The 12,578-nt window shown below is 66.7% G+C and carries 8 protein-coding genes and 1 pseudogene; 4 read left to right on the plus strand and 5 right to left on the minus strand.

Going from position 1 to position 12,578, the window contains the following annotated elements; genetic code table 11:
• Positions 1–181 precede the first annotated feature (181 nt).
• On the plus strand, positions 182–1,816 hold the full coding sequence (locus tag OG819_RS19535) for a transposase (protein ID WP_266650668.1): 1,635 nt from the start codon (positions 182–184) through the stop codon (positions 1,814–1,816).
• Positions 1,817–1,824: 8 nt separating this feature from the next.
• Here the strand turns inward: OG819_RS19535 and OG819_RS19540 are convergent, their stop codons facing one another.
• On the minus strand, positions 1,825–2,874 hold the full coding sequence (locus OG819_RS19540) for an ABC transporter substrate-binding protein (protein WP_266624878.1): 1,050 nt from the start codon (positions 2,872–2,874) through the stop codon (positions 1,825–1,827).
• Positions 2,875–3,120: 246 nt separating this feature from the next.
• On the opposite strand from OG819_RS19540, the pseudogene OG819_RS19545 reads away from it, so the two are divergent.
• Both OG819_RS19545 and OG819_RS19550 read left to right on the plus strand, forming a co-directional pair.
• Positions 3,121–6,993 (plus strand): annotated as a pseudogene (locus tag OG819_RS19545) (RHS repeat-associated core domain-containing protein); the annotation flags it as partial.
• Positions 6,994–7,752: 759 nt separating this feature from the next.
• The gene (locus OG819_RS19550) at positions 7,753–8,070 is read left to right on the plus strand and encodes a hypothetical protein (protein WP_266650670.1); all 318 of its coding nucleotides are present in this window, start codon (positions 7,753–7,755) and stop codon (positions 8,068–8,070) included.
• Positions 8,071–8,612: 542 nt separating this feature from the next.
• Here the strand turns inward: OG819_RS19550 and OG819_RS19555 are convergent.
• The 3 genes from OG819_RS19555 to OG819_RS19565 all read right to left on the minus strand — a co-directional run bounded on the left by OG819_RS19555 (position 8,613) and on the right by OG819_RS19565 (position 10,485).
• Positions 8,613–9,275: a DUF4232 domain-containing protein gene (locus OG819_RS19555; protein ID WP_266650672.1), complete on the minus strand. Its 663-nt coding sequence runs from the start codon at positions 9,273–9,275 to the stop codon at positions 8,613–8,615.
• 154 nt (positions 9,276–9,429) lie between these two features.
• On the minus strand, positions 9,430–9,618 hold the full coding sequence (locus OG819_RS19560) for a DUF397 domain-containing protein (RefSeq protein ID WP_266650673.1): 189 nt from the start codon (positions 9,616–9,618) through the stop codon (positions 9,430–9,432).
• Positions 9,619–9,630: 12 nt separating this feature from the next.
• Positions 9,631–10,485, minus strand: coding sequence for a helix-turn-helix transcriptional regulator (locus OG819_RS19565; protein ID WP_266650675.1), 855 nt, complete (start codon positions 10,483–10,485; stop codon positions 9,631–9,633).
• 222 nt (positions 10,486–10,707) lie between these two features.
• Between OG819_RS19565 and OG819_RS19570 the strand changes: the two genes are divergently transcribed.
• Positions 10,708–11,184: an ATP-binding protein gene (locus OG819_RS19570; protein WP_266650677.1), complete on the plus strand. Its 477-nt coding sequence runs from the start codon at positions 10,708–10,710 to the stop codon at positions 11,182–11,184.
• Positions 11,185–11,416: 232 nt separating this feature from the next.
• On the opposite strand, the gene OG819_RS19575 is transcribed toward OG819_RS19570, so the two are convergent.
• Positions 11,417–12,577, minus strand: a complete 1,161-nt coding sequence (locus tag OG819_RS19575; protein ID WP_266652751.1) for an acyl-CoA dehydrogenase family protein — start codon at positions 12,575–12,577, stop codon at positions 11,417–11,419.
• Between the last annotated feature and the right edge of the window lies 1 nt (position 12,578).

The raw sequence follows: 12,578 nt of genomic DNA on the forward strand, positions 1-12,578 counted from the left end.
TGTACTGAGGCGTAGTGAGTTCTGGTGTGCGGGAGTGAGGCTCCGGGTCGTCCTGTCCGTGATGCGCGCCCGGGACCCTTGCCGGAGGGGAACGGAGGTTCTTGCGCCGAACGGGTGACCTTCGCGGGTGGCGCTCGTTGGGTGCAGTGGCTGGATCTTCAGGGCGGGATGGGGGTGGCAGGTGGACAGGCTGAGGGAGCTGGCAGCGTCCTACGTGGTGCCGGGTCCGGCCGGGGTGGCCATCCGGGACCGGCTGCGGGTGTCGCAGGCGGATGCGGCCGTGTTGCGTGAGGTCGGTATGCTTCTCGGCTCGCTGGCCGCCGGTGATCTCGCGGTCCGGTCCCGGGAGGGGCTGGCGCATGATGCGGCCGCGTGGGCAGCGCGCAAGCGGGGGCTGACCGGGCGCTCGTCGGCGCGCTGGGCGGGGAGTATCACCAGGGCCACACAGGACCAGTGGGCCCTGGCCCGGCGCGGCCAGGCCGCCCACATCGGCTGGCTGCGGGGACAGGTCGGGCAGATCGAGGCACGACTGGCCCGGCCGCTGGGTGCCAAGGCCGACAAGCGCGAAGGGCTGGTGCGCGGGTACGCCTCGCGGGTCGAGTGGCATGCCAAGTCCCGCCGCCTGCAGTCCTTGAACGAGCGGCTGGCGGCGGTTGAGGTCGACTGGGCGGCGGGCCGGGTGCGCGTGGTGCGCGGTGGCAGGCGCCTGGCTACTACCCGTCACCACCTGGACGAGGCCGGGTTGAGCGGGCAGGCCTGGCGGGAGCGGTGGCAGGCGGCGCGGATGTTCCTGGTCGCTGACGGGGAGTCCGGCAAGCGATTCGGCAACGAGACCATTCGCATCACCGACACCGGACACATCTCGATCAAGCTCCCGGCCCCGCTGGCGCAGTTGGCCAACGTGCCGCACGGCCGGTACGTGCTGGATGCGACGGTGCAGTTCAAGCACCGGGGTCAGGAGTGGCTCGACCGGATCGCGGTCAACCGGGCGGTGGCCTACCGCATCCACCACGACGCGGGGCGGGGCCGCTGGTATGTGACCGCCTCCTGGCAGCGCGCCGCAGCGCCGGTGCTGCCGCTTGAGGCGGCGCTGGCCCGGGGAGTGGTCGGGGTAGACATGAACGACGATCACCTGGCGGCCTGGCGTCTGGATGTGCACGGCAACCCGGTCGGCGAACCGCAGCGCTTCTTCTACGACCTCACCGATACTGCCGTGCACCGGGACGCGCAGATCCGGCACGCGCTGACCCAGCTGCTGCACTTCGCCCGCCGCCGTGGCGCCGCTGCGATCGCCGTCGAGGATCTCGACTTCACCGACGGCAGGAGCCGGGAGAAGCATGGCCGCAACAAGCGCTTCCGCCGACTGATTTCCCGCTTCCCCACCGCGAGACTCAAGGCCCGGCTCCTCTCGATGGCCGCCGAGCAGGATGTGGCGATCGTCGCGGTCGACCCGGCCTACACCAGCCGGTGGGGCGTCCAGTACTGGCAGAAATCGCTGACCACTCCACGACGTGAGACCACCCAGCACGATGCGGCGAGCATCGCCGTCGGGCGACGCGCCCTCGGACACCCGATCCGGCGACGGACGGCACCGCCCCCTGCACACCGGAGCGATGTGCAGGGGCATCGGACCGTCCAGGCTGGAGCGGAGATTCGAGGGCGCGAGGGAACCCGCCCCCACCTTCCCGGACCACGCACACGATGCGTGCTGCCCGGCGGCGGAGCGAAAGCGGGGGACCAGTGTGCCCAACACCGTTCGGGGCACGCGGCTGAGCATGCGTTCTGGCAACAGGACTCACTCCCGCTCAGTCTTTAGGAACGGTGTCAGGCGACCTTCTTGGCCTTCTCGATCGCCTCGGCGAGGTTGTCGAGGAGCGGGGTGCACTTGGCGTACGACACGATGGGCTCGGGGGAGCGGGCGATGACCTGGCCGGCCTTGACGGCGGGCAGCTTCTTCCAGGTGGCCTCGGTGATGTCGGCCGGCTGGATGGTCGCGCTGCGGTCGTCCATGATGATGATGTCCGCCGGGTACTTGTCGACGTTCTCCCAGCTCAGGTTCTCGAACCAACCGCCGCTGGCCTTCAGGGCCTTGGCGGAGGGCTCGACGATGTTCACGCCGAGTGCCTTGAAGTACTCCAGGTCGATGGAGAGGTTCGAGCCGGAGACGTAGAAGATGTCCTGGCTCGCGGAACCGGCCAGCACCTTGATCTCGGGGCGGGCCTTGGCCGCGGTGCGCAGCCGCTCGGCGGCCGTCTCGAACTTCTTCTTCGCCTCGGCGATCTCGGCGGACTTCTCGTCGGCGCCCAGCGACACCGCGAGCGCGAGCATGCGCTGCAGCGACACGGGCATCTGGCGGTCGTAGACGGAGATGCCGACGCTCGGGGCGAGCTTGAGGATCTTCGCCTTGGACTCCTCGGGGACGTACCAGAGGGTGCCCGCGGAGTCGAACATGGTGGAGATCAGCACGTCGGGCGCGAGGGCCGCGTACTTCTCGATGTTGAACTGGCCCCACTCGTTGCCGAGGACGGTCAGCTTGCTGACGTCCATGTCGCCGGCCTGGACGTCGGCCTTGCCGTCCTTGGTCGTGGTCGGGCCGAAGACGCCCTTGACCTCGATGCCGTAGTCGTGGAGGGCGGCGGCGACACCGGTGAAGGCGACGATGTTCGCCGGGATCTTGTCCAGCTTCACCGTCGTGCCGCGGTCGTCCTTGAAGGTCCAGGGGCCGGACTTGGCGGCGGCGGCCTTCGTCGACTCCGAGCCACCGCTTTTCGCGTCGTCGTCGCCGCAGGCGGCGAGGACGGCGCCGAGACCGAGGGCACCGCCGGCGGCGAGGATGCCGCGTCGGGTGAGGTGGGTGGCACGGGCGTTGGACATGTGTGTGGCTGCTTTCGGCACGGGGCGGGAGCGCCCGCCGGACGAGTTCGAAGGTAGGTTAGCCTAACCTCACTGCTTGTCCAGAGGGCGGACGCGTCATGCCTGAACTTGCGGGCCGCTGTGCGACCGCTCGGGTGATGGGCGCGAACCTCAACTCGCTTTGCATGGATGCCCGTTGGGCCTCGCGTGTGCCGTCGCTCTGCTTTGTGAGCGGCCTGGGAGTCGCGAGGGTGGGCTCAACCCTGCATGCCGCTCAACAGGCCCCGCCTGAAGACCGTCACCTCCGAGACCGGCGCGAAGACCATCGTCACCTACGCGGACGCCGACTGCGTCGCGGGCCAGACCATGCCCAAGGTCGACGAGAACACCAAGCGCTGCTACCCCGTCTACTGGTCCCCCAACGGGGAGAAGGACCCGATCCTCGACTGGTTCCAGAAGTATCCGGTCACCTCGGTTTCCTCCACCGATACATACGGCGGCTCGGAGGACGTGCAGCACACCTACCAGTACTCCGGTGGCGGTGCCTGGCACTACAACGAGGACCCGATGACTCCTGCCAAGGAGCGCACCTGGTCCATCTGGCGCGGCTTCGGCAAGGTCACCCACCTCACGGGCAATTCCGGGCGCACGCAGAGCAAGACCGTCACCGTGTACATGCGCGGCATGAACGGTGACCGTGTCCTGGGCCCGGACGGGAAGACCCCGGACGCGGATGCCCGTAAGCCGGTGAAGGTTTCCGGCGTCAAAGCCGCGGACATCACCGACTCGGACGAGTACGCGGGATTCACCCGCGAATCGGCCACCTACGACGGTGACACCGAGGTCTCGGGCACGATCAGCGACCCCTGGTCGAAGCGGACGGCGACCCAGCACAAGTCGTACGCGGACACCGAGGCGTACTACGTGCGCACGGTGGCCACTCACGCTCGTACGAACATCACCAGCAAGCTCACCCCGTACGACCGGGTGCGCACGGTGAAGACCACCTACGACGACTACGGCATGGCCGACACCGTCGAAGACCAGGGTGACGACGCGGTCAAAGACGACGAGAAGTGCACCCGCACCTGGTACGCCCGAAACGACGACAAGGGTCTCAACTCCCTTGTCTCGCGCACCCGTACCGTCGCCAAGACCTGTGCCACCGCCGACTCGGCGCTCGACCTGCCCGCGGACTCGTCGCGTCCGGGCAACGTCATCTCCGACACGGCGACGATCTACGACGACACCGCGGCCACCGTCTGGTCCGCGAGCCAGAAGCCGACCAAGGGCGATGCGGTCTGGACGGGCCGGGCCAAGGGCTACGGCAGCGATGACACTCCGGCGTGGCAGAAGACCGCGACGAGCTCCTACGACACTCTGGGCCGTGTGCGTGTGGTCAAGGACGCAGGCGACCGGCTCGTCGCCGACACCACATACGTTCCGGTCGACGCGGGACCGCTGACCTCCACCAGCGCCAGCAACTTCAAGGGGTACACGACCACCAGTGCGGTGGACTTCGACACTGGTGCGACGGTGAAGAGCACCGACCCCAACAACAAGGTCACGGAATCCGAGTACGACAGCCTCGGTCGTGTCACCAAGGTGTGGCTGCCCAACCGTCTTACGGTCCGGAAGAAGACACCGAACTACGTCTACGACTACAAGATCACAAGCTCGGCCATGTCCTGGGTGTCCACCAGTGCTCTCAAGGGTGACGGCTCCGGTTACAACACGAGCTACACGTTCTACGACTCGCTCCTGCGTACCCGGCAGACCCAGTCCCCGACCCCGCAGGGTGGTCGGCTTGTCTCCCTGGCCCTGTACGACTCGCGAGGGCTGGCCATCACCCAGCAGTCCGACATCTGGGACAGCACCTCGACGCCGACGTCCGCGCCGGTGGAAACCTCCGAGGGCCAGGCCCCGATCCAGACGGACACGACCTATGACGGCGCCGAGCGTGCGATCAAGGCGGTGACCAAGGTCCACGGTGTGGCCCGATGGACCACCGAGACCACGTACACCGGTGACACGGTGTCCACGACAGCTCCGGCAGGCGGTCAGGCTACGGCGGTGGTCGCCAACGCCCTGGGTCAGACCACGGAACGCCGCGAGTACGCGGGTCCCAAGCCGACCGGTACTGCTTACACCACGACCGGCTACAGCTACCGGCCGAGCGGCCAGCAGGAAGCGATCACCGGCCCCGATCAGTCCAAGTGGTCCTACGAGTACGACCTGTTCGGACGCCAGACCGCGGCCGTCGATCCGGACAAGGGCAGGGCAGTGACCGAGTACAACGTCCTCGACCAGGTCACGAAGACCGTCAACGCCAACAAGGCGAACAACACACTGCTGTATGAGTACGACGATCTCGGCCGCAGGACCGGCATGTGGCAAACCGACAAGACGGATGCCAACAAGCTCGCGGCCTGGGGCTTCGACGCCCTGGCCAAGGGACAGCAGGACACCGCCACGCGCTATGACGGTGGGGTCGCCGGCAAGGCGTACACCCAGAAGGTCACGTCGTACGACAACCTCTACCAGGTCACGGGAAGCCAGCTGCTCCTGCCTGAGACCGATCCGCTGGTGACCGCAGGGGTGCCGAAGACGCTGTCGTTCACCACCGGCTACAACCTGGACGGCACCGTGGATCAGTCCGCCGCACCGGCGGTGGCCGGCCTTGCGGCGGAGACGGTCAAGTACAGCTATAACTCCACCGGCCAGCAGCTCACCTCGAAGGGGACCACGGGCTATCTCCAGGGCGCCGAGTTCTCTCCGCAGGGCGACCTGGCCAAGCTCGCCCTGGGCATGGACGGGGGTGATTCGGCGAAGAAGGCCTATCTCATCTGGCTCTACGAAGAAGGAACCCGCCGTCTGACCCGGGCCCAGGTGACGGACGACGTTCACAGCTACCCGGCCCAGGACCTGAACTTCAAGCAGGACGACGCGGGCAACGTCACGTCCATTTTCGACACCACCACACAGGGCGGCACCGCAAAGGCCGACTACCAGTGCTTCGCCTACGACGGCTACCGACGTATGACCGAGGCCTGGACGCCGAAGACCGCGGACTGTGCCGCGACGGGCCGCGCGATGTCCAACATCGACGGTGCGGCTCCGTACTGGACGTCGTACACGTACAACGCCGGTGGTCAGCGTCAGACGGAGACGCAGCATGCGACATCGGGTGACAAGACCACCACATACAAGTACGACGACACCACGGACAACAAGCCCCACACGCTGGACAAGACCACGGGCGCCACGACCGGCAGTTACGTCTACGACAGCACGGGCAACACCACCACCCGTCCGGGCCCCGCGGCTCAGCAGACGCTGGCCTGGAACACCGAGGGCAAGCTGGCGGGGCTCACCGAGAACACGAAGGAGACCAGCTACCTCTACGACGCGGGCGGCGAACTGCTGATCCGGCGGGCCAAGGGAGACGGGGACACGGTCCTCTACCTCGGCGGCGGCACCGAGGCGCGACTGACGGTCAAGGGAACGACGAAGACCCTGTCAGGCACCCGGTACTACGCGGCCAACGGCCAGACCATCGCCTGCCGTACCGCGGTCTCGGGCACCACGGGCACGAAGCTCAGCTTCCTGGCCGGGGACCATCACGGCACGTCGAGCATCGCCCTGGACGCGAGCACGTACGCGATAGCGAAGCGCTACAGCTCGCCGTTCGGCGGAACACGCGGTACGAAGGCGACCACCTGGCCCGACGACAAGGCCTTTCTCGGCAAGCCGGCCGACGTATCGACGGCCCTGACGCATGTCGGCGCCCGCGAGTACGACCCGTCGATCGGCCAGTTCATCAGCGTCGACCCGGTCCTCTCGATCGACCAGCATCAGTCACTCAACGGCTACAGCTACGCGGGAAACAGCCCCGTCACCCAGTCCGATCCCACAGGTCTGCAATACCCCGCTGACCAGGGCAGCAGCGGCGGCGCGAACGGCACCGGGTGCTACTTCGTCCTCCAGGATCCGTGCGGCGGTGTCACCACCAAGCCTGGCGGTGGCGGTGGTGCGGGCGGTAGCGGTTGCTACTACGTGCTCAGCGATGCGTGCGGGACTTCTGGTGGGGGCGGTGGCGGAACATCCCACACGGGCGGTTCCGGTCACACCAGCAGTGGCGGTGGCGACGGTCCGAAAACCGGCCCCGGAGATTCTGGGGGGTGCGGATCGTGGGGATTCCTTGCGAGCTTCTGCTCTGGCGTCGGAGAGACGTTCTATGGCCTTGTAAGTAACATCCCCCACACAGTGGAATATGCGGGCTGGATCTTTGACTCGGACTGCCGCGGAAATGGAGGCCCGGGATCTCCAGGCTGCGACTACGGGGCCCAGTTCGACAACTGGGTAGCTGGCTATGGCTATGACACTTCTAGCGATTCCTATCAGGTTCCGAGTGCCCTCGCAGCAATCTTCGGCGCACGCGAGGGAGGGATGGGGCCGAGACCTGGCCCCAGACGTTTTCCGATGGGGTTCTCAAACGCGGCAGAATTCGACAAGTTTGGTGGTCAAATCCAAGCTGGACTTCGGGAAGCAGGGGTCGAAGGAGTGACTGCTGTATTCCAAGGAAGCTCAGTTACTGGAAAGAGTTTCAAGAGTGGGCGCCCCTTCGGTCCGCACAGTGATTTCGATGTGGCTCTGGTCGGCGAAGGCCTCCTCGCGCGAGCCAAGGATGCTGGCGTCAATCTACGATCAAGCGGAACACGTACAGGACCCCTTAAGGGAGCAGACCTGGAAAAGATGGGACTCGGCGACCTGCGTACCAGCCTCTCTCGGACAGCTGATCGCGAGGTGAACTTTATGATCTATGGCTCGGTCGAGGGTGCCACAAGCCGTGCTCCGAGTATCATCGTTCGACCGTGAATGAGATGTAGGGAGTGTGCCGTGCCTTCTCGCTTCACCCTGTATGGGGCAAAGGATTTCACCGTTGCGGACGTAGCCGATATGGTCGCTGCGGCGTTGAACATCAAACTCTCCAGGAGGGAGAGTTCTTACAAGGGCGGAGACTATTTCCTTCATCGTGATGAAGATGGGGTCGAGGTATCCGTCGAGGGCCACGTGAGGGATGAGGAGGGGAACTTCGAGGAACCTGATTTTCCCCAGTACGCAACTTTCGTCTATATCAATCATAGCCTTCCTGGCGTCGAGGATAAGTTGGCGACGGTGCAACGATTGGATCTGCTTCGCACCGAAGTCGTCTGAGGATCAGTCAGGCTGGCAGTCCTGCGTCGTAGCCTCCATTTTTTCCAACGCGGGATCGAGCGCCCTGAGTAAGGTTTTCCCTGCTCAGGGCGCCGACTCGCCAACCCGAAAGACGCTTGCACTGTCAAGATCCCTGAGGGATTGGGGCGAGTGGTAGCGGAAGATGGAAGTTACGTACCTGCCACTCATGCTGTACTTGTCCCGAGTCGGTCGGGATTCTTTTAGCGTGAATCGCTTGCGAGGGCCCGTCAGCTTGCTGACGGGCCTTTTGTAGGGTCGGGCGGGATGTGAATCGTCGAGACAGTTTATTCGGTTGGGCTTGGATAATGTTTCGCACACTAGTGGAAATCGAGTCTCTAGAAAAAGCTGCCTCCGGTGCAATCTGGGGAAATGTCTGGCATGAATTTGATGGCCAGCTTCATCCTGTTGCTTGCGGGTTGGTTTGGCGTCCTGTGACAACAGCAGCGCTTCCATGACGAACGCCACTGCCGCAGAGCGGACAGCAGTCGCTCTGCGGCAGTGGGGTGTGGGGTGGGAACGGGTCAGGCGCCGGTGCCCGCCTGGAAGGCCGTCAGGCTCGCGGCGGAGGAGACGGGTACCGCGCCGCCTGTCCAGTCCACCTTCAGGGAGACCTTTTCGTCCGGCGGCGTGATCAGGATCCCCGTGGGCGTGGCCTTGCGGGCCCCACTGACCTCGGGGTTGCCGAAGCTCAGTCCGGCCCAGGCGCTCTTGCCCGGCGCCAGCGTGATCTTGGTGGGGCTGCCGGAGCGGCGCTTGGGGTCCGGTCCCAGCTGCTTGCCGGAGCCGTCCACGAAGGCGACGCCCGGGTAGCCGTCGATGGTGCACGTGCGCCCGGAGAAGTTGGTCACGACAAGCGGGAAGTTCTCCTGCCCGGCGCCCGGGTTGTTCTCGCCGACGTTCCCGCGCAGTTGGGAGGCCGTGCAGCGAGTGCTCGTGGCGCCGCCCCCGGAGACCGACGTGCCGCCGGAGCCCTTCGACGCGCCGGTGCCGGTGGAGGCAGCGCCCGTGTTCGTCGTGGTGTCGGCGGTGCTCGAGTCATCACCGGAGGCCTGCTGGCCCGACTCGGATGCCGTCTTCGGAGCGCTGGCGGTGCCTTGGCCGTCGTTGCAGGCTGTGAGCAGGCTCAGGGCGGCTACTGCACCGAGCGCGGACACCACACGTCGTGCCGTCAGGAAGGTTGCCATGTCTGTTTGCTCCTTGAAACTTACAGCCCGAGACGAGCGTGTGAACGGCGCCATGTGCCCCGTCATCCCTGTGTGATGCGCGCCGGCGCGGAAAAGTTCGCGCGTATCTCCGGGTGTTGTGGGGGCGCCCCCCGTATGGCCGGGGGCTGTCCGCCTAGCGAGGGCCGGTCGACGTCTTGAGGGTCCGTATCAGGGAGCCGAGGGCGGCGGGCGTGGTCGTGAGGATGGTTTCCGGGTCGTCGCTTTCGCGGAGGTGGACTGTTCCTTCGGGGGCCGCGGCGATGTAGACGCAGTTTGAACTGTCCCCGCTGTAAGTGGACTTCTGCCAGTGGATGCTGTGCACGGCTGGTCTCCTTCAGGCGTCCCGGATGAGGCGGTGAATGAAGTCGCGTGACTTGGCGGGATCGAGCGCGCAGGACTCCATGTGATCCAGTACAGAACGGTACTTACCCAGCTGTGCCTCCGCGTCCAGGAATCCACAGCCGCCGTGGTGCGTGTCCAACTGGACGGTGTCGAGTTGCGGAACGGGCCCCTCGACGTAGTCGAAGGACTGGCCTGTGCTCGGGAAGTAGTCCGTACCGAAGGGGATCACCCTGACGCTGACATGGGTGAGTTCGCCCATGTCGAGCAGGTGCTTGAGCTGCCCACGGGTGACGGCGGGGCCACCGAAGCCCATGCGGAGGGCCGACTCGTGGATGATCGCTGAGTACGGGGGTGGGCTCTCGCGGTGCAGGATTCCCTGCCGCTTGATGCGGTGGGTCAGTCGGTGCTCGATCTCGTACTGCCGCATGGGCGGGACCACGGACCGGAACAGGGCGCGTGCGTGATCAGTGGTCTGCAGGAGCGCCGGGATGTGGATCACGAGCGCCACGCGCAACCCTGTTGCGTGGTGTTCCAGTTCAGCAAGGTCGACCAATGCGGCGGGTAGGTGTTCCCGGTACGTCTCCCACCAGCCGCGCGTCCGCCGCCCCGTCATCGCGGTCATGGCATCGACGAGCCGATCGTCCGAGCAGTCGTACGCGCGTGCCATGGAGCGGACGCGGTCGGCGCTGACGGGTGTGCGGCCGGTCTCGATCATGCTGACGCGAGCCTGGTTGACGCCGAGCAGCTCGGCGGCCCCGGTCGCGGTGAGCCCGGCCCGTTCGCGGAGTTTGCGCAGTTCCGCCCCGAACCTCCGCTGCCGCAGGGTGGGGCTGCTGGTGGGCGGCAAAGCCTCTCCTTCCCGGCCGCGGCGCGGCGTCCCTTTCCCTCACACGAGTGAAGGTTGGATTCTTTGCGTAGGAACGGTTAGAGGTATCTAACCACCTGTTCTACGGTAGTCACGTACCGCTCAACTGCCCGCGCCCCTAAGCCGGAAGCGCACCATCCGGCATTGCCGCCGCACCGCGCCGAAGTTGAGCGAGCCCAAGCTCCTTCCCTCCCGGAGGTGTTCATGGTCACCGTATCCCCGCCCGATACCTGGGTGTACGCCCTTCGACTGCCCCCTGACCCGCGCGCCGCACGCGTCGCACGTATGACCGTGCGGGCCGCACTCGACGGGCATGGCCTGCGCGAAGTTCTCAACGTGGTCGAGTTGTTGACGTCCGAGTTGGTGACCAATGCGTACCGCCACACGAAAGGACCCGCCTCCCTGCGGTTGACCGCGTTGGGAGGCGGGCGGTTACGGGTGGGAGTCTGGGACAGTAGTCCGTACATCCCCGCGCCCTTCGATCAGTCGCCCGGCAGTCGGGTCGCTCCCGTCCCGGCGGACGCCGGCGGAGGGCGCGGGTTGCTCCTCGTACAGGAATGCGCGGACTCGTGGGGCGGCTGGGCGCTCGGCGACGACCTCCTGGGACGGGGGGCCGGGAAGCTGCTGTGGTTCGAGGTGGGGGGTGACGGGGCGGCGGCTCGGCGGTCTACTGCCGTATGAACGGCCTCGCCGTGTCGCCGAATGAACGCCTCGTGGGCCCGCCCGCATGGCGCGTCTTCAAAGTTGAGCGATGGAGCCGTAGCGGGATCGGCGGATCTGGGCCCCCGCGACCTCCGTACGGCGTGGTCACGACCGTCGGACCTGGCCCAAATCCGCCAGTCCCTCTTTCCCTGATCGGCGCGGGTGTGGCTGAGTCAGGGGGTGTTCACGGGGCCTCGGCGCAGGTGGGGGCTCAGCCCGTGAGCCCCAACTCCCTCGCGATCAGCATCCGCTGCACCTCGCTCGTGCCCTCTCCGATCTCCAGGATCTTGGAGTCGCGCCACATGCGGGCCACCGGGTACTCGTTCATGAAGCCGTAGCCGCCGTGGACCTGGGTGGCGTCGCGGGCGTTGTCGACGGCGATGGTGGAGGAGTAGAGCTTGGCGACCGCGGCCTCCTTCTTGAAGGGCTCGCCCGCGACGAGGCGGGACGCGGCGTCCCGCCAGCCGACGCGGGCCATGTGGGCCTTCATCTCCATGTCGGCGATCTTGAACTGGATGGCCTGGTTCGCGCCGATCGGGCGTCCGAACGCGTGGCGCTCCTTGGCGTACTTCACCGACTCGTCGACGCAGCCCTGCGCGAGGCCGGTCGCCAGGGCCGCGATGGCGATGCGGCCCTCGTCCAGGATGCGCAGGAACTGGGCGTAGCCGCGGCCCTCCTCGCCGAGCAGGTTCGCGGCCGGGACGCGGACGTCGGCGAAGGACAGCTCACGGGTGTCGGAGGCGTTCCAGCCGACCTTCGAGTACGGGGCGGCGACCGTGAAGCCGGGGGTGCCGGACGGGACGATGATCGCGGAGATGAGTGGCTTGCCGCCGGGCCCCCGGCCGGTGACCGCGGTGACCGTGACCAGGCCCGTGATGTCCGTACCGGAGTTGGTGATGAAGCACTTGCTGCCGTTGATCACCCATTCGTTCGTGTCCGGGTCGAGGCGGGCGGTCGTGCGGGTCGCGCCCGCGTCCGAGCCGCCGTCCGGCTCCGTCAGGCCGAAGGCGCCGAGGATCTCGCCGGAGCACAGGCGGGGGAGCCACTCCCGCTTCTGGGCCTCCGTGCCGAAGAGGTGGATCGGCATCGCGCCGAGCGAGACGCCGGCCTCCAGGGTGATGGCGACGGAGGAGTCGACGCGAGCGAGCTCCTCCAGGGCGACCCCCAGGGCGAGGTAGTCGCCGCCCATGCCGCCGTACTCCTCGGGGAAGGGGAGTCCGAACAGGCCCATGCGGCCCATCTCGCGCACGATCTCGTACGGGAACTCGTGTCGCTCGTAGAAGTCGCCGATCTTCGGGGCCACGACGTCGTGGGCGAACTCCTCGACCGTGCGCCGGAGTTCTTCGAGTTCGGGGGAGAGGCGGTGGTCCAGG

The sequence above is a fragment of the Streptomyces sp. NBC_01549 genome, assembly GCF_026339955.1.
GTDB lineage: Bacteria > Actinomycetota > Actinomycetes > Streptomycetales > Streptomycetaceae > Streptomyces.

Excerpts from the sequence above, each read along its gene's own strand:
- OG819_RS19540 (WP_266624878.1), bottom strand. The coding sequence starts at position 2,874 with ATGTCCAACGCCCGTGCCACCCACCTCACCCGACGCGGCATCCTCGCC.
- OG819_RS19555 (WP_266650672.1), bottom strand. The coding sequence starts at position 9,275 with ATGGCAACCTTCCTGACGGCACGACGTGTGGTGTCCGCGCTCGGTGCA.
- OG819_RS19570 (WP_266650677.1), top strand. The coding sequence starts at position 10,708 with ATGGTCACCGTATCCCCGCCCGATACCTGGGTGTACGCCCTTCGACTG.